This window comes from Methanocaldococcus jannaschii DSM 2661 (assembly GCF_000091665.1).
GTDB lineage: Archaea > AGJL01 > Methanococci > Methanococcales > Methanocaldococcaceae > Methanocaldococcus > Methanocaldococcus jannaschii.
Genome location: NC_000909.1, coordinates 1,273,382 through 1,298,246 on the forward strand (window position 1 = coordinate 1,273,382; position 24,865 = coordinate 1,298,246).

Below are 24,865 nucleotides of genomic sequence, written 5' to 3' on the forward strand. Positions count from 1 at the left end.
ACTCATCCCCTAAATTTAGTGTTGTAATATTCATCCAATAACTCTTTCCAATTTTCATTATTTAATAGAGCTTTATATAAACTTAAAACTAAATCCCCATCAATTCCCTGCCTATTTGCATAATCCACTAAAAGCTCTTTAATGTTTAGTGACTCAATATCAACATTATCTGGCATGTCTATAAATTCGTCATCTACTATAATAGCTTTATTAATTAGAATTTTATCCTTTAAAGTGTCAAACCATGGTTTAAATTCTCTCTTAATTTTTCCAAAAACAACTGGCTTATTTTTACATCTTTCAATTTTATTCACTGCCTCATTAAAAGATTTCTTATCTTTAATATTTACCTCTACAAATTCTCTGCATTCAATATCAATTTTTTCTATATCAGAGATATCCAAATCATTTCCACTAAAATCAACTAAGTAAAATCCTTTTCCTTCTTTTTTATAGTCCTCATATTCATTTCTATAAATAATTTCTGTTGAACCACTGTAAGCTAAAATTCCATCATTAAACCTCTCTAAAATCCTCTTGTGAATATGTCCCAACGCATAGTAGGAAAATTTTGGTAAATCAAAATGTTCAAGTTCATAGTCAAGTGGAATATATGGATTTATTCCCTGATGAAGCATCAATATCTTTTTTTTATAGTTTTTAGCTTCTGATTCAAAATTTTTTAATTTATCTAACATCTCCTCTCTTTTGCTCTTTTTGTGATAATAAGTCCCACAGATAAATATCTCTTCCCCATTTACATTTATAACATCTTTTCCATCTAAAATTTTAACGTAATCTTTTAGTAAGGCTAATGGAGATTCCTCCCCTAACCTTCTTGGCATTTCATGGTTTCCTGCAACAATATAAACCTTTATATTATTTTCATGTAATTTTTTAAACGCCTGCATAGCTATTCTTAAAGCTTTTACTGGAGGTCTCAAATCGTTAAATAAATCACCACTATGTAAAACAACATCTGGCTTTATCTCTAAAATCTTTTTTATACATAATTTAAATGAGTCGTAAATATCTTTTTCCCTATCATCCAAGTTATACTGTCTATAACCTAAGTGATTATCAGCTATATGAACGAACATCATATACTATCCCTCAAATTTTTATTTTGTGATAGAATAATTAATGCATAAAATTTAAATATGTTAAACCTACAGTTTTTATATTTATGGTGATAACATGAGAGTCATAGGCGTTATTGGTTATAAAGATTCTGGTAAAACAACCCTAATTGAAGAAATTCTAAAACATTCTGATAAAAAAATAGCAGTTATCAAGCACACTAAAGAAGATGTAGAAGTAGATAAAAAAGGAACTGATACTTACAGATTGTCAAACGCGGGAGCTAAAATAACAGTTTTAGCAACTGACAGTAAAACAGTTTTCTTTACAGATAGGATGGATTTAGAAAACATTTTATCAGTATTATCAGATTACAATATAGATTTTGTTATTATAGAAGGTTTTAAAGAGGCTTTAAAAAGGTTAAACATCCCTAAGATAGTTATGCTTAAGGATAAAGATGGGAGTGATTTGATTGATGACCATACAGCAATGATAATTGAAGATTACAACTACAACATTGACGATGTTTTAAAAGTTATTTATGAAAAAGCCGTAGTTCCTACAATGAACTTAAACTGTGGACATTGTGGGTATAACTGCAGAACATTTGTTAAGGCAGTTGTTAAAGGAGAAGCAAGATGGGATGATTGTGTATTAGCGAAAGGTATAAAAATAATTGTTGATGGTAAAATAATTCCTGCTGTTCCTTTTGTCTCTAAGATTGTTGGTAGCACAATTAAAGCAATGATTGAAACCTTGAAAGGTGTTGATAATCCAAAGACTATCAAGGTTGAGATTGACGTATCCAAGCTGAAATAAACAAAACCAAAATATTTAAATACTAGTAATGTATTATAGTAAAGTTGATTGCAATTTAAACATCAATATGGAAAAATATATGTCTAAATATATACTTAAACATTTTAATAGAAATAAAAAATAATCACGAGGGATAACAATGGAGAAGTACGAAAAAGCGGCAGAAATTTTCAAGGCATTTGGAGACCCAACAAGATTGATGATTTTAAAGTTATTGGCTGAAAATGGAAGCATGTGCGTTTGTAAAATAATAGATGAGCTAAAAAAGCCACAGCCAACAATCTCACACCACTTAAACATCTTAAAAAAGGCTGGAATAGTTAAAGCAAGAAAAGAAGGAACATGGAATTTCTACTACATCGTAGATGACAGAGTTAAAGAGATTATTAAATTAGTTGATGAATTATAACCATAGGAGGAGACCTCCTATTGGGATACCTCCCGTCCATTAAGTTGGGGCTTTCAGCCCCAATTAATGTCCAAGCTCTATAAAGAACAAGAATGTGACTTCTTAGGTAGTCAGAGGAAACTATAAATTTCTCTTTTTTTAACTATTTTATTTAATGTAGCAAACGCAATTTATAATAAATGCATGCGTAAAATTATAAATGCTATTTTTGTTATCTCTTAAGAGGATTTTTATTTTTAGAAACCATAAATTTAATATTGTTGGTGATGTTATGGGAATTGAAGAAGAAATTAGAAGGATAGAAGAAGAATTAAAAAAGACACCATATAACAAAGCCACACAGAAACACATTGGTAGGTTAAAGGCTAAATTAGCTAAGTTGAGAGAGCAGGCTCAGAGTAGAGGGGGAGGTGGAGGAGGAAAGGGCTATGCTGTAAAGAAAAGTGGAGACGCTACAGCTGCCTTTGTAGGATTTCCATCTGTTGGGAAATCAACCCTGCTAAATAAATTAACAAATGCTAAATCGGAAGTTGGGGCTTATGCTTTCACTACTTTAACAATTGTTCCAGGTATATTAGAATATAAGGGAGCTAAAATTCAGCTTTTAGATGCTCCTGGAATTATTGTTGGTGCTTCATCAGGGAAAGGTAGGGGGACAGAGGTTTTATCTGCAGTAAGAAGTGCTGATTTGATTTTATTAACAGTTGATATCTACACATTAGACCACCTACCAGTGCTTGAAAAAGAACTCTACAATGTTGGAATTAGATTAGACCAAACTCCTCCAGATGTTAAAATCAAAGTTAAGGAGAGAGGAGGGATTAACGTTAGTTCAACCGTTCCATTAACCCATATCGATGAAGATACAATTGAAGCAATATTAAATGAATATAGGATACACAACGCAGATGTTGTTATAAGGGAGGATATAACCTTAGAGCAGTTTATTGATGTTGTAGCTGGAAACAGAGTTTATATCCCTTCTTTGGTGGTAGTTAATAAGATAGACTTAGCTGATGAGGAGTATCTAAAATATATAAAACAAAAGTTAGAGGAATTTGGTAAGGATTATATCTTAGTTTCTGGTAACAAAGGAATTAACTTGGATTTATTGAAAGAGAAAATCTATGAGAAATTGGGTTTTATAAAGATTTATCTAAAACCACAGGGGAAAAAGCCAGACTTTGATGAACCACTAATTATGAGAAGAGGAGCTACTGTAAAAGATGTTTGTGAAAAACTGCATAAAGATTTCGTTAGAAATTTCAGGTATGCCCAAGTTTGGGGGAAGTCAGCAAAGCATCCAGGGCAGAGAGTTGGATTAGACCATAAATTAGAGGATGGAGACATTTTAACAATTGTCATAAAGAGATAATGCATTAAATGGTGGTAAAATTGGTTAATAACGAACTTAAAATTTTATCGGGAAAATTAAGAGATATATTTAGGGAAATTTATAATAAAATAAAAAATGATGAGAATATTAACGATAGAAATTTGGACGATAAGGTTTTAAGTTTATTAAAAGACTATACAATCTCTGAAGAAAACTTAAAAATTAAATTTTCTGAACCAAAGGATGAAATATATTCCTATGAAGGTAGAAGGACACCTTATGATTTATTATGCTATGGAATAATAAATGGAAAGAATTTTTTAATATTCATAAACAATAAATTTGGTGATTTAAAAAGTAATACAAGAAACGATGTAACAACATACAATAACCTCTTACGTTTATATTTGGGCATAAAACGGCAGAGATTAACGTCAGAAATAACCATAAATGGAGAATTGGTCTATAATAGAATTTCAGGTAATGAAATTGTATCTTATGGAATTTTTGTTGTTGATAAGTATAGAAGAGGATACAAATTTTTCTTATTAGAAGAGATTAAGGACGATTTTTATGTTAATCCAAGAAATAACATGTTTCAGATAAGGTATAGCCCAAATCTTGGTGACCCAATAGATTACTTTGCTTTTGTTAAAAAACTTATAGATGCAATTTTAGAATCTTTAGAAAAGTCATTAAATTCAATAAAAACAGAAATTCTTGTCTTGAACTCAATAAAAATCCAACTGATTAATATTAAAGAGGGCAAACATGGAGAAGATTAGCTTTGTTGAAACTCCAAAAGAAATAGCTGAATTAATGATAAATCTTTCTACAATCCCAAAAAATGGATTAGTGTTAGACACTGGATGCGGAAAAGGAATATTTTTAGAGGTATTAAGAGAATTTGGATACAAAAATTGTGTGGGTATTGAAATAGATAAAGATTTATACAACCACTGCAAGGCAAAATTTGATGAATTTGAGATAATTTTAGGAGATTATTTAAGCTATAACTTTAAAGAAAAATTTGATTTAATTATTGGAAATCCTCCCTATGCCCATTTCAACAGTCTTCCAGAATTTATAAAAAAAGAAGTAAAACGGATTATAGGCACAAGTGAGGGGGACATTTATTATGCTTTCATTATAAAATCAATAAATCTTTTAAAAGATGGTGGAGAGTTGATTTATATTGTTCCATATCACTTTTTTTATAACACATATGCAAAAATTGTAAGAGACAACATTCTAAAACATGGAAAATTGGAAATAATTATTGATTTGGATGAAGTTAGGCTATTTAAAAATGAAAATCCTGAAACAATAATATTTAAGTTTAAAAAAGGAGAATTTAACCACAAATCTGAAAAAATTGATGTTATTAGAATTATCTCAAAAAAAGTTAAATTAAAAGAGATAAAAGAAAAAGCTATTAATGTGTTAAATGCAAAAAAATCAAACGATATTTTTGAATACATGGAAATTCCTCATTACACTACACCAGAAACCTTGGTCTACCTTTTTTACAAAAATCCCAGATTTTCCTCATGTGTTATTAAAGGATATAGCAAAAGTTGGAGTGGGCTTAGTTTCTGGATTTGATGAGGCATTTTTATTAAATGAAGATGACATCTCAAAGCTAAATGAAGATGAAAAACAACTTATAAAAAATTTTGTTAAGGCAAAAAACTGTAAAAGGTTTGTAGTTGAGGGATTTGTTCAATATATATTAATTGAAGACAACCTAAAAGATGAAGAAATATTTAAAACCAAATATCCAAACATATATAAAAAATTGTTGAAGTTTAAAGACAGAATGGAGAATAGATACCTTCCAAAAAACAAAAAATGGTTTAATTGGCAGGCATTGAGAAACTATAAATTTTTAATAAAAAATCTAAATAAAAAACGAATATATGTTCCAACTTTAGACAGAAAACCATATAATAGGTTTAGTTTAGGAGATGATGAACTATTACCTTCAGGAGACGTTATATTTATCCAACCCTACAACGATGATGACATATACTTTTTGTTAGGATATTTGAACAGCTCATTTTTTAGAAATTATTATCTTGCAAATGGTGGAAGAAGAGGAGGGAGAGTGGCATTTACACAAAAGTTGTTAGAGAATGCAAAAATTCCCACGTTCTCAGATGAAGTTAAGGAGAAAATAAAAAATATAGTCAAGGATATTATCTACAACTTAAAAAATGGGAAAGATATTGAAAACTTAGAAAGACAAATTGATTATATTATAGTTTCAGCAATAAATAACAATCAATTTAAAGGTTATCAAACAACACTAAAAAACTTATTAAAACCAAAACTTAAAGGATGAAAGTATGGAGATTGAAGGGTATGAAAAGATTATAGAGGCAGGGAAAATAGCATCTAAAGTCAGAGAGGAGGCCGTAAAATTAATAARGCCAGGAGTTAAGCTATTAGAAGTTGCTGAATTTGTTGAAAATAGAATTAGGGAATTAGGAGGGGAGCCAGCATTTCCGTGCAATATATCAATTAATGAGATAGCAGCTCATTACACTCCAAAATTAAATGATAACTTGGAGTTTAAAGATGATGATGTTGTTAAATTAGATTTAGGAGCTCATGTCGATGGATATATAGCAGATACAGCTATAACAGTAGATTTATCAAACTCTTATAAAGATTTGGTAAAGGCATCTGAAGATGCACTATATACAGTTATTAAGGAGATAAACCCTCCAATGAACATTGGAGAGATGGGAAAGATTATTCAGGAGGTTATTGAGAGTTATGGTTATAAACCAATATCCAACCTCTCTGGACATGTGATGCATAGATATGAGTTGCATACAGGAATTAGTATTCCAAATGTCTATGAAAGAACCAATCAATATATAGATGTTGGAGATTTGGTGGCTATAGAGCCGTTTGCAACAGATGGCTTTGGAATGGTTAAAGATGGGAATCTTGGAAACATATATAAATTTTTAGCCAAAAGACCAATTAGATTGCCACAAGCAAGAAAACTTTTAGACGTTATATCAAAAAATTACCCTTATCTACCCTTTGCTGAAAGATGGGTTTTAAAAAATGAGAGCGAGAGGCTGGCTTTAAACTCGTTAATTAGGGCATCTTGCATTTACGGTTATCCAATATTAAAAGAGAGGGAGAATGGAATAGTTGGCCAGGCTGAGCACACAATATTAATAACTGAAAATGGTGTTGAGATAACAACAAAATAGTATAGAATATTTAAGTTTTTTAATAAAAAATGAGATTTTATTTTAATGTTTATTATAAGAGATATGCCCATAAAATCCAAAATATTAAAGTGAGAAAATGATTATTAAAAAATTAGAGGAGTTTGGAATAACTATTGACAGCTTATTGGATGCTGGAATGGATTTATATATTGGGAGTAATGAAGAAAGAGACAGAGTTAAAGAGAAACTTAAGGAGATTTTGTTAAAGCAGTTGTCTAACCCTAATGTCTCAACTTTGTTAATTGCAGCAATTTTGTTGGATAATGAAGGCAGAGCTAACAATCTGCCATTCAACTACAACGAAGACCCAAACTATGTGTATGTTGATGAGGTTATTGGATTAGCTATAGCAAATGAGATTGCTGGAACTAAGGCAATATTTAACTTTAGATTCTATGATGCTAAAAAACCCGGAATAATTGGAGAGTTAGATAGGAAAGGCTTTATGTTCTTAGATGATGCTATAGCCGGTTTGTTGGCTGGGTGTATGAGTAAGGTGTTTGAATAAAGTTAAACTTCAAAGGTATCTTTCAATATGTCTCTAATCTCCTCTGAAACTTTTATTTGCTTCTCTAAGGCATTAAAAATATTCTCTAAATAGCTAATTGTTTTATCCAACTTTTTATTAATCTCTTTTAACTCATTCGTTGAAATCTTATTCAATCCATTAGGAAATTCAATATATGTATTTAAATCTCTTTCTTCTATCCTTTCAACCTTTATTAACCCACCATCATCTTCTAAATCTTTAATGATTTCCTTAAAAAGCTGTCTTTTCTTCTCATTGGGAAAGTTTGCCAAAATCCTAACACTGTCTTTATAAACATAAACAACCCCATTCACATCCAACAATTTTCCTAAACTCTCAACTTTATCTATAAATTCAGCACACTCCACATTTCCATAAATTCTCAGCTCATAAGTTGTAGCCATGGAGGCCACCAAAAATTTAATTATTTTGCGGCAGAGACAATTTTAATAATATCATTATGCTTCAATTCGTAATCAGCTCCTACTCTAATCTTCTTCTTTGCATCTATTGCATAGATAAATTTCTCTCCCAACTCTGTATGCACCTTATAAGCTAAGTCTCTTGCAGTACTTCCTTTTTTAACCAAAAATGCATCTGGTAATACATTTCCTTGCTTATCTGAAAATTTGTTCTCATCTTCAACTGGATAGACAACAATCATATCCAACAAATCAAAATAAGCTTTATTTATGCATTCTTGGACTCCAGTTCCTCCATACTTCTTTAAAAAGTCCTTTATGTAATCAAAAGCTCTCCTCATCTGTTCATTCACTTTGCTTTCATCAATTATCTCAAAGTCATTTTCTTTTCTTTTTATAATTCCAGCCTTTTCAGCTCTTTTTAAAGCTAACTCTATCTCTGCAGATGTTGGAATAACTATATAGTCCTTAAACTCTTTCTTTAGCCTTTCAATATTCTTCTCTGCATCCGGGTGGTCTGCCTTATTTGCAGCGATAATCATTGGTTTTGAAATTTTTCTAAGCTTTTTAGCCAAGTTTAGCAAATCTTCTTCAGTCCATTTAATTGGGCTTTCATCCATATCTCTAATAGCCATCTTTATGTCATCCTCATCTATATTCAATCCACTTAATTGGTCTTTTAAAGCTTTAACTATGTTCTTCTCTTGTTGGGCTCTTCTTGCCAACTTATCCCAATTTTTCGTCAAAATGCTATAAATCCACATATCTATCTCATTTAATAAGAATTTAACATCCTCAACTGGGTCATAGTTTTCTGTTGGATTTCCTTCAGCATCTGTCTTTCCAGAGGCATCAACAACCAATATAAATGCATCTGCTTGCCTTAAATCATCCAAAAACTTGTTTCCCATCCCTCTACCTTCATGTGCTCCTGGGACTAAACCAGCCACATCTATAACTTCAACTGGAATATGTCTAATCCCATCTATACATTTTGAATTTCTTGGATTACACTTAACTCCCAATTCCTTACAAGGACAGGGGCTTGTTATATAAGCGATACCTTTATTTGGTTGTATTGTTGTAAATGGATAATTTCCAATTTCTGCTGGTTTTTCAGTTAAAGCATTGAACATTGTTGATTTCCCTACGTTTGGTTTCCCTACTAAACCAATCATTGCCAAGTTCTCACCATAAAAATATTGAGTATGGTGTTAAAATATTTATATGACTTTATGTAGTAATGATATTTAAAATTACACAATAGGTGAAATGAATGCCGTCTCCAAAAATTCAAGAGATAATAAATGAATTAGATAACTTAATGAATAGAGAGAGGAAATATATTGAGTTGGTTGCCACAGTTGAATACTTGTTAAATTTGATAGAACCTTCAAAAAGAGAGAAATTTAAGGAAGCGTTATATGATGCTGAAACTGTTGAAGATGTTTATGAACTTATAAAGGCAATAAAATTACAGCTTGGAATGCAAGGGGCAAGAAGATATTTATTAACCTTAGAAGGGCAGTAACTATTTTTATCTTTATTTTTTATTACCTTATAAATTTAAACTTTATAAATTAAATAAATTAATTAGATATTGAAAGGAGAATAATCCCAATAATTATAAGAACTATCCCAATCATTTGTGGAAGTGTTAGAGTCTCTTTTAAAAACAGTATTGACAGAGCTACTGTTATCGCTGGACCTATTGATGATAAGGGCACAACAATGCTTGCTTTTCCTTTATATAACGCATAATATAACAATAGAGAACCAATCACTACTAAGACTGCTGATATTATTGCATAAGTAAGAATTTTTTGGTCAGTAATAATTATATTTTTATATTTGAGTAATATGATTAAACATAATATAATCCCAACTATATTTACCACTATCCATTGAAATAAAGGGTTTTTTTCACAGACAATTTTCGCAAAAAATGTCCCAACCCCATAAAACACAGCCACTAAAAGTCCCAATATTATTGCTGTATCCATACTATCCCAACTTAATAAAAAATAAAATTAGATTATAAATTTTTAACGAATTCTTTTAAGAATTCTCTAAATTCAGGGAATCTTTCAGCTCCAATTTCTACATTTGCTTTTAACCATCCAAGAGCGTCCCCAATATCATATCTTTTACAGTTAATTTCAACCCCTATAATATCTTCCTCTTTTAAAAGTAGATTCATAGCATCTGTAATCTGAATCTCTCCTCCTCTTCCAGGAGGAGTTTCTCTAATTTTTTCAAATATCTTTGGAGATAATAAATAAGCCCCGGTTATAATCAAATTTGAAGGTGCCTCTTCAACTTTTGGTTTTTCTACCATATTTTTTATTTTATAAACGCCCTTTTCTATCTCTTCCCCATCAATTACTCCATATTTATAAACATCTTCTTTTGGAACTCTCTCTAATGCAATAACTGAACAGCCGTATTTTTCATGAGCTTTTATTAAATCTTTTACAATATTTTTAGAGTAAATTGTATCTCCAACCATTGCTATAAAGTATTCCTCCCCAACAAATTCCTCCCCATACAAAATAGCATCTCCTAAACCTTTCTGCTCTTTCTGTCTTACATAAAATATATTCCCTAACCTATCAATTTCTTTAATAATTTTTAGAAGTTCATATTTTCCAGATTTCTCTAATTTACACTCCAACTCATAATTTACGTCAAAGTGGTTTTCTATTGCCTGTTTTCCCTTCCCAGTTACAAATAAAATATCCTTTACTCCTGCTTCTACCAAATCTTCAACAACATATTGCACTATTGGCTTATTAACTACTGGAAGCATCTCCTTCGGTTGAGCCTTTGTTATTGGTAATAGTCGAGTCCCAAAACCAGCCACTGGAATTACTGCCTTTCTTATCATCCTCTCCCTTTAGTAAATTTTTATTAAATTAATTTATGTTACAATTATATAGTATTAATATAGTAGGTATAAATAATTTGGTGATGATTATGAAAAAGTATTTCGAGGAAAGTGCAAATGTGAAACTAAAATTCATTGAAGAAGATGAGGAAAAGTTAAAAAAAGCTATTGAAGTCATATATAATGCATTAAAAAATGGAAATAAAATTTTAATTTGTGGAAATGGAGGAGTGCAGCTAACTCTCAGCATTTTGCCGCTGAGATTGTAGGAAGGTTTAAGTTAGAAAGGAAAGGATTGCCTGCAATTGCATTAACAACAGATATATCAATTTTAACAGCTATAGGAAATGATTATGGTTTTGATAGGATTTTTGAGAGGCAAGTTGAAGCTTTGGGAAAAGAAGGAGATGTTTTGGCCGGTATATCAACAAGTGGAAATTCAGAAAACGTTATAAAGGCAGCTAATAAAGCAAAGGAAATGGGGATTTATACAATTGGTTTATTGGGAAAAGGTGGAGGAAAGCTAAAGGATATTGTTGATTTGGCATTGGTGGTTCCTTCTAATGACACAGCAAGGATACAAGAGTGCCATCTAACAATTTATCATGTTATATGTGAGGAGGTTGAGAAAAAATTGGTGAAATAGATGATAATTGAAGATAGAGAAACGTTAAAAAAGAAGGCCAACAATAGTAAAGCATAGATTTGTTGCTATGGGTTATAATCAGCAATTGCTTAGGGTTGATTATGAAAAAATCTATCCAATAAACGATGAGTTAAGCAGTAAAATTTTGGGAGTTATTAAAAATCTCAATGGAAAATCAGATATATTAGTAATCTCTGATTATGCAAAGGGATTAATTACAAAGGAACTCATGGATGACATAAAAAAAGAATTTAAGGGAAAAATCTTAATTGACCCAAAACCAAAAAATGACTTTTATAAGGATGTCTATTTAATAAAACCGAATCTAAAAGAGGCTTCCCAAATTTTAGGAAGGGAGATAGAAAATAAAGATGATGAGTTGGAAAAATCTGGATTGGAATCAGTTGATAAATACAATTCAAACTTTGTTATAACGAGAGGTGAAAAAGGAGCTACATTAATAACTGTTGATGAAATATTTACCATGTTCCAACAGAAGTCAAAGAGGTCATGATGTTTCAGGGGCTGGAGATACATTTATCGCAGTTTTGGGCTATGCGTTAGAGAAGGGCGTTTGAAAAAGCTAAGGAGTTAGTTAATACTCAAAATGAATAAATTGTAGGGATTACTAATGATTATAGCAGGAACTATGCCAATAAAAGGTTTAGATTTAACTATTGGAAAACCCATTTTAAAAGGAGATAAAATAATAAATAACAAGGAATTTCCTATTTCTATGGAGGGCCGGAGCTTTGATAGGGGCTGTTTTAAAAACTTTGGAGTATTTTGATGAAAAAGATGTTAAAGTAATAACTACAGGGGATATTGGAGAAGGGGATGGAAGCTTAAAGATTTATGACGCATTAAAAGAGATAGATGATGATTTGGTTATAATACATTATATAAAACCAAAGATTTCAAAAATTAGAGAGATAAATTTCTCTCCAAAGATTATTGCAGATGCTGGAGGAATGTATGCTGCAAAGGCAGCAAATATTGGAGATAAATTTTATCTCTTTTTGCCTGATGTTGGTGAATTGGCATTCTTAGCAGATGAAAAAGCTTCTCATCCAGCTTATGTTAGAGGTTTTATATCTGAGATAGACGATAATGAAGTGCCAAAACTCATTGAAAGGGATTATAAACTAAAAATGCCAAAGTATATGGTTGTTAAAGGGGAAACTGACTATACTATTAGAGAGGAAAAGATAATTGATAAAATAAAAGAACCAAAAATAAAGGCAATGGAATGTATTGGTGGAACTGGAGATACTTTAACAGAGATAGTATCATCTTTAATAAGTGTTGATTTTAAAACAGAGGAAGCACTGAGTTTAGGATGTAAAATAAATAGAAAACTTGGAGAGATAGCTAATGTTAATCCAAATACTCAAATTACAGAGATAATTAACGCCATTCCAAAAGCTTTAGAGAACACATTAAAGTAGTTGAGGGCGGTGAATAGCATAATAATAAGAAAAATAAATAATAAAGTATTTATATAATAATCATCAGAAACTCTAAATGCGTAATATAAGAAAAATCAAGGTTGATAACATGAAGGTATCCGTATATGGAGCGGGGAATCAAAATCTATACATAAATAAATTAAACCTTCCAGAAAAATTCGGTGGGGAGCCACCTTATGGCGGTTCAAGGATGGCTATTGAATTTGCTGAGGCAGGGCATGATGTTGTTTTAGCTGAACCAAATAAAAACATAATGAGTGATGATTTATGGAAAAAGGTTGAAGATGCTGGGGTTAAGGTTGTTAGTGATGATGTCGAAGCTGCAAAGCACGGGGAAATTCATGTTTTATTTACCCCTTTTGGTAAGGCAACATTTAGAATAGCAAAGACAATTATTGAACATGTTCCTGAAAATGCTGTTATTTGTAACACCTGCACTGTTTCACCTGTAGTGTTATACTACTCATTAGAACCAATATTAAGAACAAAAAGAAAGGATGTAGGAATTTCATCAATGCATCCAGCAGCTGTTCCTGGAACTCCACAACACGGACATTATGTGATTGGTGGGAAAACCACTGATGGAAAAGAATTGGCTACTGAGGAACAGATAAAAAAAGCTGTAGAGCTTGCCAAAAGTGCAGGAAAAGAGGCTTATGTTGTTCCTGCTGATGTTTCTTCAGTTGTTGCTGATATGGGGAGTTTAGTTACTGCAGTTGCTTTATCGGGAGTTCTGGACTACTATACAGTTGGAAGAAAGATTATAAATGCTCCTAAGAAGATGATTGAACAGCAAGTTATCATGACCCTACAGACAATGGCTTCTCTTGTTGAAACATCAGGTATTGAAGGGATGGTAAAGGCATTAAATCCAGAGTTATTAATAAGGAGTGCTTCATCAATGAAGTTATTAGATAGACAGAAGGATTTAGATGCTGCCTTAGAGATTCTTCAAAACTTAGATGAAACATTAAAGGCAGAAGTAGAAAAAGCAGAAATAAAACCAACAACACTTGTAGCGGCTCAATCATTAGTTAAGGAGATAAAAACTTTAATAGGAGGGGCTGCTGCAGAGGGGGCAATAAAAAGAAGTGCAAGAAAATTATTTGAGCATTAAACTTATAATATTTTATTTTTAGGGGAGATTCATGAAAAAAGATGAGGTTAAGGTTGTAGTTATTGGTTCAAGTGATGTTGGAAAAACAACATTAATGGAAAATTTAATTGATAAAATTGGAAAAGTTGAATACAAAGGAATTACAACAGCTATTGACTATGGTTCATTAACAATAAAAGATAAGAAGATACACTTCTTTGGGACTCCAGGGCAGAAAAGATTTGAGTTCATGAGAGAATTGGCATTAAAAGGGACTAATTTTGCTTTAGTAGTGTTGGATGCATCAAAAGGAATAACTAAAGAAGATGAAGAAATAATAAAATTATTAGAATCTAAAAAAATCCCGTACGGAATTTTTATAAATAAAACAGATGTTGGAGATATCGATACCTCCGAAGTTTATAACTTTTGCAACCCAAAATTCATTGTTAAAGGTTGTGCAGTGAAAAAAGATGGACTTGACGAACTTATAAATAAAATTATGTCCCACACATAACAAATAAATTTAAAAAATTATATATAGCAAAAACGCATAATTTACATAAGCCAGAGTATAAGGGTGAAAATATGATTGATAGGGTTTTGTTGGAGTTGAATAAGACTGAGGGTATTAAGGGTTCTATGGTTGTTGGTAAGGATGGTTTAGTTATTGCCTCTCAATTGCCTGGGAGTGTTGATGCTGAGTTAGTTGGGGCTATGGCTTCAGCAGCATTTGGGGCTGCTGAAAGAACAGCAGCAGAAATTGGAATGGGTACTTTAGAACAAACAATGATTGAAGGAGAGCACGGTAAAACCCTAATGGTCGATGCAGGAGAGGGAATTTTAGTAGTCCTAACTGATGCGAAAGTTAATTTAGGTTTAATCAGAATAACAATGAAAAGAGCCGCAGAAAAAATAAAAGCAATGTTCTAAAATAATATTATAATTATAAAATAGAGCTTAATGCTATAATAATTTCATTGATAACTTCTCTGTTCAATTCAGAGATATCAATTTTCTTTGTTTCAAATACAATCCCATTTTTTAAAATTCTATCATAGTTTGGACAGATTGTTGTTATTGATTTTCTATTGTCCAATTTTATTAAACTGTTTATTTTTTTAGAGATATTTTTTGGATTATCGCATTCAATAAATACAGATATTCCCTCAAACTCTCTAAAATAGGCATTTTCAATTTCATCTTTAATTATTTTAGATGCCTCTACATATTTCTTATACGTTTTTTTAGCATTTAGTAACTCCTCTTTTAAAAGTCCAAAATAGTTTATTGTTTTATATGTTTTGGATAAAATTTTAATGTCATTTAAAGCATTACCTAATTTTTCTTCAATTTCTTTACTAATTCCTAAAAAACCACCGTATTCACAGTTTAATATCTTTGGAGTTCCAGTAGAGCAAACAACAATATCTCCATATCCACAATCTCCTCCAATTTTTCCTGAAATATCTTCAATAAATAAAACCTCTCTCTCCTCACATAATTTTTTTATTTCTTTTAATGGTTGTGGAGCTAAATATCCAGCTAAAGATGTTAAAATAAGTGATGAGTTTTCTTTTAAACTTTCATCTAATTTTTCTAAATCAATAATTCCCAAATTCGTTTCTATCATATTATTTTTTAGATTCAATAATTTAGGAAATTTTAAAAATCCCTGCCAACCTCCCATATCTGGGATTGAAATCTCGTTACTATAAATTTTTGCTATCCACATTGATAAAAAGACTGCTGAACTTCCTGAAGGGAGGAACGTTATTTTATAATCCCTATTTAATAACTCGTTAATTATCATCTCAACTTCTTCTTTATTCCCCTCTTTATTCATTAATCCATATATATTTGGTCTTCTATGCTTGAGAATCATCTTCTCACCATATCCCTCAATATTTGATAACGATATGACATAGAAATATTTATATATCTCCTATAATACAAAACAATTTTAATTAAATTTAACGTATTTTTAATTATTAGGTGGGGTTGGGGTAAAATATAAAGAATTATTTAAGAATAGGAGCCTAAAAAAAATCTTCACATTGTTTTAACATCGATGATAGCAGAGTTTTCAAGGTTGGGGATTTTAAATCAAGGAACAACAAATGTTGTGGGTTCTGGGTGGGAAAAAGATAGCAAAGTGTTTAAAAGAGACAGTTAATCCAAAAGAAATAGAAGATAAGGAATTAATAAAATTTTTAATTAATTTTTGTGACATGTGCAATGATTTTGTTATTGATGATGAAAAAATAGGAATAAAAATTGATAAGTGTAAATATTGTCCAAAGCAGATTGGAGAAGCAGAAATTCCAGGAAGTGCATGTCCAATTCCCTCAATATTGGCAAGCTGCATGAGAGAATTGACTAAAAAAGATTACAAAATAAATTTATGGGATGGAAATAAGGTAATAATAAAAGAAAACGGATATTGTTGGTTTAGGATTAAATAATTATTGTCCAAAAATAAATTAAAATAAATTAAGAATTTTAGATAACTGTCTCTTCTGGATAAGCAGGCATTTTGTGTTCTGCCATATCCAATCCCATTTTTTCTTCTTCTTCACTAACTCTTAATCCACCTAATGCAATACCAACAATCTTCGCTAAAATATATCCAAGCCCTGTTCCATAAATAATACAAAATACTGCTCCAATTATCTGGTCTATTAAACTAACGCCTCCTGCTCCACCAAATATTTTTAATCCTAAAATTCCAGTTAAGATTGCTCCTATAACACCTGCAGTTCCATGGACAGGCACTACGCCACAGACATCATCCAATCCTGCTTTTTCAACAAGTTTATAGACAATTGGAACTTGCAATCCAGCAATTAAACCAATTATTAATCCACCTATTGGGCTAACAACATCTGTCCCTGAACAGATTGCAACTAAACCAGCGACTATTCCGTTGGCTGTAAATAGAACATCATTTCTTGAAGCAATTAATGCCCCTATTCCTCCTCCAGCCATTGCCATTGTAGTTGTAGCACATACAAGCCCTGAAATATCTCCTAAAGCCAATGAACTACCTACGTTGAATCCATACCAACCAATTGCCAATGCAAATGCCCCAAATACTGCCATTGGAATGTTGTGTCCCAATATTGGAACTGGTCTTCCATCAACAAATCTTCCAATTCTTGGACCTAATGCTGCAATTGCTCCCAAAGCTAAAAAACCACCTAAACCATGAACAACCAAACTTCCAGCATAGTCATGCCATGGAACTATACTTGCTCCCCAAGGTCCTAAATATACGAAGAGAGGATATAATAGACCTGTAATAATCAATGAAATTAGAACATAAGCACTGAATTTTATTCTCTCTGCAACTCCTCCAGAGACAATTGTTGCAGCAGTAGCACAGAAGACAAGACCAAAGAACCAGCTTGCTAAGTCCAATCCATTATTTGGCCAGTTTGTTCCAAGTATTTGTTTCCACCAATCTATAAATGCAGATAAATCAAAACCTTTTGAACATAAAATTCCACCAATGAATAACCATGCAACACAACCAATCAACCAATCAACCATGTTCTTCATCATAACATTATTAACATTTTTCTTCCTTACCTGACCACCTTCAAGCATCGCAAAGCCCCACTGCATCATAAAGACAAGAACTCCCATTACTACAAGGAAGAACACATCTGAAGCATTTGCTAAGGTGGTCAATGCCTGAACTATTGAATGTATATCTGTGGCATTCGCAAACAAATCCGCAGTAGCTATGTTTTCACCCCACAACTCTCTTTAAATTACATAATTAAATTTTTAAAGTACATCTCTACCCTCTTCTTTTGTTCTTACTCTTACGACTCTTTCTACTGGTATGACGAAGATTTTTCCATCTCCTGGGTTTCCTGTTCTTGCATTCTCGCATATAATATCAATAACATTATCAACATCTTCCTCTTTTACAACCAATTCAATCTTAACCTTTGGAATTAAATCAACAATATACTCTCTCCCCCTATACCTCTCAACTATTCCACCTTGAACTCCCCTACCCTTAACCTCACTAACAGTCATTCCAACATATCCAGCATCAGACAAAGCCTTTTTAACAATCTCCAACTTCTCCGGTCTTATGATTGCTTCAACTTTTTTCATTTTTTTCAGCCTCCATATATATACTTGGAAACGGAAATCTTATTCTTAGGGAAAAGGAAATTACATTCCTAACTACTCTAAAAATAGTATAAAAACTTTTCGGTAATTTATAGAGCCAAGTATAAAAATGTAGGAAATGCAAAATAAACAAATATTGGGATAAACAAGTAATTTATGGACTTTTATAATTAAATTTTTATATTTATAATTATATTATAGCGTATAATGTCATAAAACAATTAATACCCCAATCTTATTAACTTTAAATAAACTAATGTGGAAATAATATGGAAATAAAAGAAAATATCCAGTATTCACAGATAGAAAAATTTATATTTTACACTAAAATAATTTTAATAAATAATATCATAGTAATAATAATTTAACGAAATTCGTAAAATAGGGGGATTAAAATCGCATATTGCTAAAACCTTGGGGGAGGGGGTGAATATGGAAATATATAATGAAAGCATTTTATGGGATGAATATTTTGATGCACTTGAAAAAAGAAATTATGAAAAAGCCCTATTATTGATAGACAAAATCTTAGAGGTTAGGGAATCTCCCGATGTTTATGTAAGAAAAGCAAGAATATTAAGAACATTGGGGGAAAATGATAAAGCATTAGAATATTTTGATAAAGCGTTAAAATTAAAACCAAAATATATTTTAGCAAATTTTTTAAAAGGAGCTTTATTGGTAAGTTTGGGTAAATTAGAAGAAGCAAAAGAGGTATTCTTAAAATTATGCAGATTAGAAAAATCTGATTTACCTGTTAAATATGTAACTGCCTTTATACTAAAAAAACTTGGAGAGTATGATTATGCATTAAAAATTATTGATAAAATATTGAAAAAATATCCAAAATCAGCTATTGCCTGGGCTGAAAAAGGGGAAATATTATATAGAGAAGGCAAACTTAAAAAATCATTAGAATGTTTTGATAATGCTTTAAAAATAAATCCCAAAGATTGCCAGTCCTTATTGTACAAAGGAGAAATATTATTTAAACTTGGAAGATATGGAGAAGCATTAAAATGTCTAAAAAAAGTTTTTGAAAGAAATAATAAAGATATTCGTGCATTAATGTACATAATACAAATTTTGATTTATCTTGGAAGATTAAATCAAGCCCTTGAATATACTAAAAAAGCTTTAAAATTGAATCCAGATGACCCATTACTTTATCTATACAAGGGTATTATACTAAACAAGCTTGGAAAATATAATGAAGCTATAAAATATTTTGATAAAGTGCTGGAAATTAACCCAAATATTCCAGATGCTTGGAATGGGAAAGCCATAGCTCTCGAAAAACTTGGAAAAATTAATGAAGCTATAGAGTGTTACAATAGAGCACTTGATATTTATGAATAAATTTTTATATTTTAATTTAAATTGAATATACCGTAAATTATATATATATGGAAGTAGGAAACTTACTTCCAGAATTATTCAATCAAATTGCATTGGGGGATGGAAATGAACGTCGAACAAGCAATAGAATATGTAAAGAAGAACAACGTTAAGTTCATAAGATTCCAGTTCGTAGATATCTTAGGATTCCCAAAAAATGTCGCATACCCAGTTAAGGCTGGAGAAAAAGGAATCGAAGAATTAAGAGAAATCTTTGAAAATGGAGTTTGGTTTGATGGTTCATCAATTACCGGTTTTGTTGGTATTGAAGAATCAGATATGTTATTAAAACCAGATTTATCAACACTCTCTGTTTTACCATGGAGACCTGAAGAGAAAAGTGTTGCAAGAGTTATCTGTGATGTTTATAAAGATGAGAAGACACCATTCGAAGGAGACCCAAGAAGCAGATTAAAAGCTATTTTAGAAGAATTAAAGAAAGAAATGAATGGAGAATACTTTGTTGGTCCAGAACCAGAGTTCTTCTTGTTAAAGAGAGACCCACACAACCCACACAGATGGGTTCCTGCTGACGATGGAGGTTACTTTGATGTTGAACCATTAGACGACGCTCCAGACATTAGAAGAGATATCGTCTTAGCTTTAGAAAACCTCGGCTTCCACGTTGAGGCATCACACCACGAAGTCGCTCCAGGACAGCACGAAGTTGATTTCAAATTCGACAACGCTTTAAAGACAGCTGATAGCGTTATAACATTCAAGATGACAATCAAAAACATTGCTAAGAAGCACGGTTTAAAAGCTACATTCATGCCAAAACCATTCTTTGGAATGAACGGAAACGGAATGCACTGCCACCAGAGTGTCTGGTTTAACGGAGAACCATCATTCTACGACCCAGAAGGGCCTTACAATGGATTAAGTGAAACATGTTTAAGCTACATTGCTGGAATCTTAAGCCACGCTAAGGCATTAGTTGCTATAACAAACCCAACAGTTAATTCATACAAGAGATTAGTCCCAGGTTACGAAGCTCCTGTAAATATCGCATGGGCAAACAAGAACAGAAGTGCTATCATCAGAGTCCCAGCTGCAAGAGGAAAAGCTACAAGAATCGAGTTCAGAGCTCCAGACCCAACATGCAACCCATACTTAGCATTTGCATGTATGTTAGCTGCTGGATTAGATGGAATTAAGAAGAAGATGACAGCTCCAGAGCCAGTTGAGAGAAACATCTTCAAGATGTCAGAAGAAGAGAAAAAGCAGTTAGGAATTGAGTCAGTTCCTGCAAACTTAGCTGCTGCATTGGATGAGTTAGAATGTGATGAAGTCTTGCAGAAAGCTTTAGGAAAACACATATATGAAAACTACATGGAAATCAAGAGAGCTGAGTGGGATGACTTCAGAACAGCAGTTACTGACTGGGAGACAGGTAAATACTTAATCTACTAAAATTTCTTCTCTTTTACCTTTTTTTATTACAGCAAAATTCCAAAGATTCCAATTATTTAATTTTAATATAATTTTAAAAGGTGATTATTATGAAGGCAATAACTGTTTTAAGTGGTGGATTAGATTCTACAGTAGTCACACTGATAGCTAAAGATTTAGGTTATGAAGTTACGGCAATAACTTTTAACTATGGGCAAAGAGCGGCTAAGAGAGAGATTAATTCAGCAAAGAAGATTTGTGAGATTTTGGGTATTGAACACATTGTTGTAGATTTACCATTCGTTAAACAGTTTGGAAAAAGCTCTTTAATAACTGAAAAGGAAATTCCAACATTAAAAATGGAAGAGTTAGATAGTGAGAAAGCTTATGAAACAATGAAGGCTGTATGGGTTCCAGCAAGGAATGTAATCATGTTTGGTATAGCAAGCGGATTTGCTGAGGCATTGGATGCAGAGAAGATATTCATTGGAATAAATAAAGAGGAAGGAGTTACTTTCCCAGACAACACAATAGAATTTGTTGAGGCATTTAATAAAGTTTTGGAGTATGGAACACTAAATAAGGTTAAGATAGAAGCTCCTCTATATGACAAAACAAAGGAGGAGATTGTTAAATTAGGGGCTGAATTGGAGAAAAAGCTTGGTGTTGAGGTTTTGAAATATAGTTATTCATGCTATCATGATAATGGAGAGGACTTTTTACACTGTGGGAAGTGTGAGAGCTGTATGAGAAGGAAGAGAGCTTTTTTAATGGCTGGAGTTGAAGATAAGACAAAGTATATTGAATAGGAAGATTGATTCTTTAATATGTTGATTTTTTATTTTGAGATGTTTAGAGCTTAATTGGGAGATTATGAACAAAGATTCGTCAAATTTTCTATACAAATATTGGCTTAAAGGATGTGAGTTTTATAATAAAAAGGACTACGATAAAGCAATAGAGTATTTTAGTTTATCTAATAAAATCTTTAAAGAAAATGTCCCAAAATGTGATTATTATGGACTTAGAGAAGAGGCTTATAAAGAAATTTTAAATAACAACATTGAAGAAGGAATTAAAAAATTCGACTGGTTTGTTGAAGGGATTTTGGCAGATGGAGATTATTATAATTTAAGTGGAGAGTTATCAACTATTGCCTCAATATTTGCAAAGATTGGGAAATTAGATATTACAAAAAACTTTTTAAATAGTGGGGGAGAGTGGATTTATAACGATGTTATTAAAGATGCTAATTCAGAGGATATTTTAAAAAGTGTTTTAACTTTTGACTTTAGCTATGAAGAAAGAAAAGAAATCTTAAACAGAGAGCCTCATTTAAGAAAACTATTTGAAGATAATATATATAATTTCAATTCAGATTTCTTTGATTTTATGATGATGTTTTTTATAGGGGCTGGAAATTGGAAAAGATTTTTAGAAGTTTATGAGGAATTTAAAAATAAAATTAAAAGTTGCCAAATATCTAATGAGATTGTCAATGAAATCATTAAAAGATTTGACAAATCAATGAGTGATTTATTGGCTATTGCCCATCTACTAAAAGAAAATTATGAAAAATGCCTTTATTATGTTATGCTATTTAAGGAATATTTTGATTTAGATGAATTTAATGAAATTGAGAAAAATAAGATTAATCTAATTGTGGATATTGCATATAATTTAAAAAATGGCAATGTAAAAAAAGAAGAATGGCTAAATAGGTTAAATGAAATCTATAAAGAGATTATAAAACGACCATTACCAAATACCTATAAAGATGCCCATAATGATGATTTATTAAATGAAATCTTGGATTATTATGTTTTGAAAGAGTTTATTGAAAAAAAGTTATAGTTGAATTTAATCCTTTTTAACTCTCTTTTTCTTTAATTCAACAAGTTTTTCAACTGCTTCTAAATCAACGTTCTCATCATAGGTTATATAACCATTATAAACTGCTCTCTTAAAGAATCCTTCTCCCCACTTGTTTCTTATTAAGACTGTTGAATAGCCTTTCTCAGTTCCCACATTACCAACTGAAATATCTGATGTTAAGCCAGTGAAATCTCCGCAAACCTTGCAACCATTCCTCATTGCAGACTCAACATCTTTAAGCTTATATTCAACAGTGTTTCCATTGATTAAGGTTATCTTTAACTTACCAGATTCGATATCCATCTTTTTAACTTCCCATGGCTCTATGCCATCTTCATTAAGCTTTTTAATCATCTTGCTGTAATCATAAGTCTCAAAACAGAACAGGGCAATTTTTAATCTTATAGCTTCTCTGAATGGCTTTAATAAGTCGTTATCTGATGATAGTATCTGATAGATAGCGTTTATAACACAAGGAGTCCCAACAACAGCTAATTTTTTAAGTTTCTTTTCCATAACTGCTGTTTTTAACGCCTTTAATATTGGACCTTTCCATAGGTATTTGCTACCAGCAGACTTTAAAACATCTTCTTTTGATAACGCCAAATATGATTCTGGCTCTAAAGTCCATTTGTCATCCATCATTACAATGGCTCCATCTATTAATCCTTCATCAAACGCATTTGCCAATATGGCTGTTACAACTCCACCATTTTGGGCATTCTTTATCTCTATTGATGCTTTAGCTCTAACTGCCTTTAATATATTCCCCAATCCCTTTGGTTTTGGAATAGCAGATTTTTTTATCCTTGGGCAGGCATCGTAACAAGCTCCACAAGGGACGTCATAAACTACTGTCTTACAGAACTCTGCTGAAATTGGATGCTCAACGATATCTGCTGGGACTATTATACAGGAACATTCATCGCACTCAAACTTTACTGGGCTTTCTTCTCTAAAATATAGGTTATTTACTGGACAAACTGCAACACAAGCTCCACAACCACTACATCTATTAGTATCCCAAACTTCCTCTTTTAGGTTTTTGTAAGATTTCATTAATCTCACCTAAGGCTCATTTTGGTGTTTCTTCTAAATAGTTTTAAAAATTGATAAAAATTTCTATTAAATTACATTAAGTCGGGGAGTATAGAGCTTCCGCAACCATAGGGCTTCGCCTATTGGAATACTCCAGAGTGGGCTTCACTGCGTTCAGTCCCACTGTTATAATAATGGACATTAATTAGGACTGAAAGTCTAACTTAATGGACGAGTTTTGATGAAACTTTTACTAAAAGTTTCACATTAAGTCAGGAGTATATAACTTACCGAATGGTCTTTTTGAGATTGGTGCTATTTTTGTCCATTTTGAATTCAATAGTTTATTTTTAACATCTTCTGGCAGATTAAACCATTTGCAGAATTCTTCAATGTATGGTTTTATTTTTTCTAAATCCTCTTCAGTAAATTCTTTTATATCTGCAGCAACACCTAATTGGTCTTTGTCTATCTCTCCTCTAATATAAATTGCCCCTCCATGAATTCCAGTTCCTATCATTCTTCCTTTAACCTTTCCTAAATCATTTCCTTTTTCATCAATGTTTAAGACAATTATAATACCTCCAGCCATATATTCTCCTAAGAAATCCTTAGCTCTTCCACCAATCACAAGAACTGGAACTTTATCTTTATAAGCTTTCATGTGAATTCCACTTCTATAACCAACATCCCCTCTAACAAAAACCTTTCCTCCTCTCATTGAGTGGGCGGTTACATCCCCACTACTTCCATAGATAACTATTGTTCCATCATCCATCGTGTTTCCAGGAGCAAATTCAGCATTTCCATGAACTATTATTGTAGGGCCGCTCATAAACATTCCTAAATCTCCACCAGGAATGCCGTAAATCTCTATAGTTAAATCTTTCTTCTGTATTCCATCGGCAATAAACCTCTGCCCTAAAACGTTTTTTAAGACAATTTTTTTAATGTCTGGATTTTCCCTTAAAATTTCATGTATTTTTTCATTCAGCTCTCTATAGTGCATATCCTTTGCATCTATAACAACCTCTTCCATGCCTTTCACCTTTAAAAATTAAAA

27 protein-coding genes and 3 pseudogenes are annotated in these 24,865 nt (G+C 31.7%); 20 read left to right on the forward strand and 10 right to left on the reverse strand.

What is annotated here, in order from left to right:
- Window positions 1-2: 2 nt before the first annotated feature.
- A complete protein-coding gene (locus MJ_RS07070; RefSeq protein ID WP_010870840.1) occupies window positions 3-1,103 on the reverse strand; it encodes a DNA repair exonuclease in 1,101 nt (366 codons plus the stop codon).
- Between the two features lie 94 nt (window positions 1,104-1,197).
- Here MJ_RS07070 and mobB point away from each other — a divergent pair, with 94 nt between their 5' ends.
- The 8 genes from mobB to cobZ all read left to right on the forward strand — a co-directional run bounded on the left by mobB (window position 1,198) and on the right by cobZ (window position 7,409).
- Window positions 1,198-1,902 (forward strand): molybdopterin-guanine dinucleotide biosynthesis protein B, encoded by a 705-nt coding sequence (gene mobB, locus MJ_RS07075; RefSeq protein WP_010870841.1) that lies wholly within the window; start codon window positions 1,198-1,200, stop codon window positions 1,900-1,902.
- 139 nt (window positions 1,903-2,041) lie between these two features.
- On the forward strand, window positions 2,042-2,311 hold the full coding sequence (locus MJ_RS07080; RefSeq protein ID WP_010870842.1) for an ArsR/SmtB family transcription factor: 270 nt from the start codon (window positions 2,042-2,044) through the stop codon (window positions 2,309-2,311).
- Between the two features lie 271 nt (window positions 2,312-2,582).
- Window positions 2,583-3,686: an OBG GTPase family GTP-binding protein gene (locus MJ_RS07085; RefSeq protein ID WP_064496792.1), complete on the forward strand. Its 1,104-nt coding sequence runs from the start codon at window positions 2,583-2,585 to the stop codon at window positions 3,684-3,686.
- A 20-nt stretch (window positions 3,687-3,706) separates the two neighbouring features.
- On the forward strand, window positions 3,707-4,432 hold the full coding sequence (locus MJ_RS07090; protein WP_064496793.1) for a hypothetical protein: 726 nt from the start codon (window positions 3,707-3,709) through the stop codon (window positions 4,430-4,432).
- The gene (locus MJ_RS07095) at window positions 4,419-5,252 is read left to right on the forward strand and encodes an HsdM family class I SAM-dependent methyltransferase (protein WP_064496794.1); all 834 of its coding nucleotides are present in this window, start codon (window positions 4,419-4,421) and stop codon (window positions 5,250-5,252) included. Before MJ_RS07090 ends, MJ_RS07095 begins: the two co-directional genes overlap by 14 nt.
- The gene (locus tag MJ_RS07100) at window positions 5,230-5,991 is read left to right on the forward strand and encodes a class I SAM-dependent DNA methyltransferase (protein WP_162484762.1); all 762 of its coding nucleotides are present in this window, start codon (window positions 5,230-5,232) and stop codon (window positions 5,989-5,991) included. The genes MJ_RS07095 and MJ_RS07100 overlap by 23 nt, the downstream gene beginning before the upstream one ends.
- 4 nt (window positions 5,992-5,995) lie before the next feature.
- Window positions 5,996-6,880 (forward strand): type II methionyl aminopeptidase, encoded by an 885-nt coding sequence (gene map, locus MJ_RS07105; protein WP_010870846.1) that lies wholly within the window; start codon window positions 5,996-5,998, stop codon window positions 6,878-6,880.
- A gap of 97 nt (window positions 6,881-6,977) precedes the next feature.
- The gene (gene cobZ, locus MJ_RS07110) at window positions 6,978-7,409 is read left to right on the forward strand and encodes an alpha-ribazole phosphatase CobZ (RefSeq protein WP_064496796.1); all 432 of its coding nucleotides are present in this window, start codon (window positions 6,978-6,980) and stop codon (window positions 7,407-7,409) included.
- Between the two features lie 2 nt (window positions 7,410-7,411).
- Here the strand turns inward: cobZ and MJ_RS07115 are convergent, their stop codons facing one another.
- Window positions 7,412-7,834: an acylphosphatase gene (locus MJ_RS07115; protein ID WP_064496797.1), complete on the reverse strand. Its 423-nt coding sequence runs from the start codon at window positions 7,832-7,834 to the stop codon at window positions 7,412-7,414.
- 20 nt (window positions 7,835-7,854) lie between these two features.
- Window positions 7,855-9,030, reverse strand: coding sequence for a redox-regulated ATPase YchF (locus tag MJ_RS07120; protein WP_064496963.1), 1,176 nt, complete (start codon window positions 9,028-9,030; stop codon window positions 7,855-7,857).
- A gap of 98 nt (window positions 9,031-9,128) precedes the next feature.
- On the opposite strand from MJ_RS07120, the gene MJ_RS07125 reads away from it, so the two are divergent.
- Complete coding sequence (locus MJ_RS07125; protein ID WP_010870850.1) at window positions 9,129-9,383, forward strand: hypothetical protein; 255 nt, start codon at window positions 9,129-9,131, stop codon at window positions 9,381-9,383.
- 58 nt (window positions 9,384-9,441) lie between these two features.
- Here the strand turns inward: MJ_RS07125 and MJ_RS07130 are convergent, their stop codons facing one another.
- Window positions 9,442-9,855 (reverse strand): EamA family transporter, encoded by a 414-nt coding sequence (locus MJ_RS07130; protein WP_010870851.1) that lies wholly within the window; start codon window positions 9,853-9,855, stop codon window positions 9,442-9,444.
- 32 nt (window positions 9,856-9,887) lie between these two features.
- Window positions 9,888-10,739 carry a UTP--glucose-1-phosphate uridylyltransferase GalU gene (gene galU / locus MJ_RS07135; RefSeq protein WP_010870852.1) on the reverse strand — a complete coding sequence of 284 codons (852 nt, stop codon included), beginning with the start codon at window positions 10,737-10,739 and terminating at the stop codon, window positions 9,888-9,890.
- Window positions 10,740-10,828: 89 nt separating this feature from the next.
- Between galU and gmhA the strand changes: the two are divergent.
- From gmhA to MJ_RS07165, 6 genes and pseudogenes are all read left to right on the forward strand, one after another.
- Window positions 10,829-11,385, forward strand: a pseudogene (gene gmhA, locus MJ_RS07140) (D-sedoheptulose 7-phosphate isomerase).
- 34 nt (window positions 11,386-11,419) lie between these two features.
- Window positions 11,420-11,957 (forward strand): annotated as a pseudogene (locus MJ_RS07145) (bifunctional heptose 7-phosphate kinase/heptose 1-phosphate adenyltransferase); the annotation flags it as partial.
- A 59-nt stretch (window positions 11,958-12,016) separates the two neighbouring features.
- A pseudogene (locus MJ_RS07150) lies at window positions 12,017-12,833 on the forward strand (hypothetical protein).
- A 109-nt stretch (window positions 12,834-12,942) separates the two neighbouring features.
- Window positions 12,943-13,971, forward strand: coding sequence for a H(2)-dependent methylenetetrahydromethanopterin dehydrogenase-related protein (locus MJ_RS07155; RefSeq protein ID WP_064496798.1), 1,029 nt, complete (start codon window positions 12,943-12,945; stop codon window positions 13,969-13,971).
- Window positions 13,972-14,002: 31 nt separating this feature from the next.
- Window positions 14,003-14,467, forward strand: coding sequence for a GTP-binding protein (locus MJ_RS07160; protein WP_010870857.1), 465 nt, complete (start codon window positions 14,003-14,005; stop codon window positions 14,465-14,467).
- A 71-nt stretch (window positions 14,468-14,538) separates the two neighbouring features.
- Window positions 14,539-14,883 (forward strand): roadblock/LC7 domain-containing protein, encoded by a 345-nt coding sequence (locus MJ_RS07165; protein ID WP_010870858.1) that lies wholly within the window; start codon window positions 14,539-14,541, stop codon window positions 14,881-14,883.
- 13 nt (window positions 14,884-14,896) lie between these two features.
- Here MJ_RS07165 and MJ_RS07170 read toward each other — a convergent pair whose 3' ends face one another.
- Complete coding sequence (locus MJ_RS07170; protein ID WP_010870859.1) at window positions 14,897-15,835, reverse strand: PLP-dependent aminotransferase family protein; 939 nt, start codon at window positions 15,833-15,835, stop codon at window positions 14,897-14,899.
- Window positions 15,836-16,070: 235 nt separating this feature from the next.
- Between MJ_RS07170 and MJ_RS07175 the strand changes: the two genes are divergently transcribed.
- On the forward strand, window positions 16,071-16,415 hold the full coding sequence (locus MJ_RS07175) for a hypothetical protein (RefSeq protein WP_010870860.1): 345 nt from the start codon (window positions 16,071-16,073) through the stop codon (window positions 16,413-16,415).
- A gap of 37 nt (window positions 16,416-16,452) precedes the next feature.
- Here MJ_RS07175 and MJ_RS07180 read toward each other — a convergent pair whose 3' ends face one another.
- On the reverse strand, window positions 16,453-17,700 hold the full coding sequence (locus tag MJ_RS07180) for an ammonium transporter (RefSeq protein WP_064496964.1): 1,248 nt from the start codon (window positions 17,698-17,700) through the stop codon (window positions 16,453-16,455).
- Window positions 17,701-17,742: 42 nt separating this feature from the next.
- A complete protein-coding gene (gene glnK1, locus MJ_RS07185) occupies window positions 17,743-18,081 on the reverse strand; it encodes a P-II family nitrogen regulator GlnK1 (protein ID WP_010870862.1) in 339 nt (112 codons plus the stop codon).
- Window positions 18,082-18,531: 450 nt separating this feature from the next.
- Between glnK1 and MJ_RS07190 the strand changes: the two genes are divergently transcribed.
- From MJ_RS07190 to MJ_RS07205, 4 genes are all read left to right on the forward strand, one after another.
- On the forward strand, window positions 18,532-19,458 hold the full coding sequence (locus MJ_RS07190) for a tetratricopeptide repeat protein (RefSeq protein ID WP_064496799.1): 927 nt from the start codon (window positions 18,532-18,534) through the stop codon (window positions 19,456-19,458).
- A 105-nt stretch (window positions 19,459-19,563) separates the two neighbouring features.
- Window positions 19,564-20,910, forward strand: coding sequence for a type I glutamate--ammonia ligase (gene glnA, locus MJ_RS07195; protein WP_064496800.1), 1,347 nt, complete (start codon window positions 19,564-19,566; stop codon window positions 20,908-20,910).
- Window positions 20,911-20,999: 89 nt separating this feature from the next.
- Entirely contained in the window at window positions 21,000-21,698 is a 699-nt protein-coding gene (gene queC, locus MJ_RS07200; protein WP_064496801.1) for a 7-cyano-7-deazaguanine synthase QueC, read from the forward strand.
- Window positions 21,699-21,762: 64 nt separating this feature from the next.
- The gene (locus MJ_RS07205; protein ID WP_064496802.1) at window positions 21,763-22,743 is read left to right on the forward strand and encodes a tetratricopeptide repeat protein; all 981 of its coding nucleotides are present in this window, start codon (window positions 21,763-21,765) and stop codon (window positions 22,741-22,743) included.
- 6 nt (window positions 22,744-22,749) lie between these two features.
- Here MJ_RS07205 and MJ_RS07210 read toward each other — a convergent pair whose 3' ends face one another.
- Window positions 22,750-23,823 (reverse strand): Coenzyme F420 hydrogenase/dehydrogenase, beta subunit C-terminal domain, encoded by a 1,074-nt coding sequence (locus MJ_RS07210; protein ID WP_064496803.1) that lies wholly within the window; start codon window positions 23,821-23,823, stop codon window positions 22,750-22,752.
- A 241-nt stretch (window positions 23,824-24,064) separates the two neighbouring features.
- Window positions 24,065-24,841 carry a GltB/FmdC/FwdC-like GXGXG domain-containing protein gene (locus MJ_RS07215; protein WP_064496804.1) on the reverse strand — a complete coding sequence of 259 codons (777 nt, stop codon included), beginning with the start codon at window positions 24,839-24,841 and terminating at the stop codon, window positions 24,065-24,067.
- Window positions 24,842-24,865 lie beyond the last annotated feature (24 nt).

Excerpts from the sequence above, each read along its gene's own strand:
- MJ_RS07070 (WP_010870840.1), bottom strand. The coding sequence starts at position 1,103 with ATGATGTTCGTTCATATAGCTGATAATCACTTAGGTTATAGACAGTAT.
- mobB (WP_010870841.1), top strand. The coding sequence starts at position 1,198 with ATGAGAGTCATAGGCGTTATTGGTTATAAAGATTCTGGTAAAACAACC.
- MJ_RS07080 (WP_010870842.1), top strand. The coding sequence starts at position 2,042 with ATGGAGAAGTACGAAAAAGCGGCAGAAATTTTCAAGGCATTTGGAGAC.
- MJ_RS07085 (WP_064496792.1), top strand. The coding sequence starts at position 2,583 with ATGGGAATTGAAGAAGAAATTAGAAGGATAGAAGAAGAATTAAAAAAG.
- MJ_RS07095 (WP_064496794.1), top strand. The coding sequence starts at position 4,419 with ATGGAGAAGATTAGCTTTGTTGAAACTCCAAAAGAAATAGCTGAATTA.
- cobZ (WP_064496796.1), top strand. The coding sequence starts at position 6,978 with ATGATTATTAAAAAATTAGAGGAGTTTGGAATAACTATTGACAGCTTA.
- MJ_RS07115 (WP_064496797.1), bottom strand. The coding sequence starts at position 7,834 with ATGGCTACAACTTATGAGCTGAGAATTTATGGAAATGTGGAGTGTGCT.
- MJ_RS07120 (WP_064496963.1), bottom strand. The coding sequence starts at position 9,030 with ATGATTGGTTTAGTAGGGAAACCAAACGTAGGGAAATCAACAATGTTC.
- MJ_RS07125 (WP_010870850.1), top strand. The coding sequence starts at position 9,129 with ATGCCGTCTCCAAAAATTCAAGAGATAATAAATGAATTAGATAACTTA.
- MJ_RS07130 (WP_010870851.1), bottom strand. The coding sequence starts at position 9,855 with ATGGATACAGCAATAATATTGGGACTTTTAGTGGCTGTGTTTTATGGG.
- galU (WP_010870852.1), bottom strand. The coding sequence starts at position 10,739 with ATGATAAGAAAGGCAGTAATTCCAGTGGCTGGTTTTGGGACTCGACTA.
- MJ_RS07155 (WP_064496798.1), top strand. The coding sequence starts at position 12,943 with ATGAAGGTATCCGTATATGGAGCGGGGAATCAAAATCTATACATAAAT.
- MJ_RS07160 (WP_010870857.1), top strand. The coding sequence starts at position 14,003 with ATGAAAAAAGATGAGGTTAAGGTTGTAGTTATTGGTTCAAGTGATGTT.
- MJ_RS07165 (WP_010870858.1), top strand. The coding sequence starts at position 14,539 with ATGATTGATAGGGTTTTGTTGGAGTTGAATAAGACTGAGGGTATTAAG.
- MJ_RS07170 (WP_010870859.1), bottom strand. The coding sequence starts at position 15,835 with ATGATTCTCAAGCATAGAAGACCAAATATATATGGATTAATGAATAAA.
- MJ_RS07175 (WP_010870860.1), top strand. The coding sequence starts at position 16,071 with ATGTTGTGGGTTCTGGGTGGGAAAAAGATAGCAAAGTGTTTAAAAGAG.
- glnK1 (WP_010870862.1), bottom strand. The coding sequence starts at position 18,081 with ATGAAAAAAGTTGAAGCAATCATAAGACCGGAGAAGTTGGAGATTGTT.
- MJ_RS07190 (WP_064496799.1), top strand. The coding sequence starts at position 18,532 with ATGGAAATATATAATGAAAGCATTTTATGGGATGAATATTTTGATGCA.
- glnA (WP_064496800.1), top strand. The coding sequence starts at position 19,564 with ATGAACGTCGAACAAGCAATAGAATATGTAAAGAAGAACAACGTTAAG.
- queC (WP_064496801.1), top strand. The coding sequence starts at position 21,000 with ATGAAGGCAATAACTGTTTTAAGTGGTGGATTAGATTCTACAGTAGTC.
- MJ_RS07205 (WP_064496802.1), top strand. The coding sequence starts at position 21,763 with ATGAACAAAGATTCGTCAAATTTTCTATACAAATATTGGCTTAAAGGA.
- MJ_RS07210 (WP_064496803.1), bottom strand. The coding sequence starts at position 23,823 with ATGAAATCTTACAAAAACCTAAAAGAGGAAGTTTGGGATACTAATAGA.
- MJ_RS07215 (WP_064496804.1), bottom strand. The coding sequence starts at position 24,841 with ATGGAAGAGGTTGTTATAGATGCAAAGGATATGCACTATAGAGAGCTG.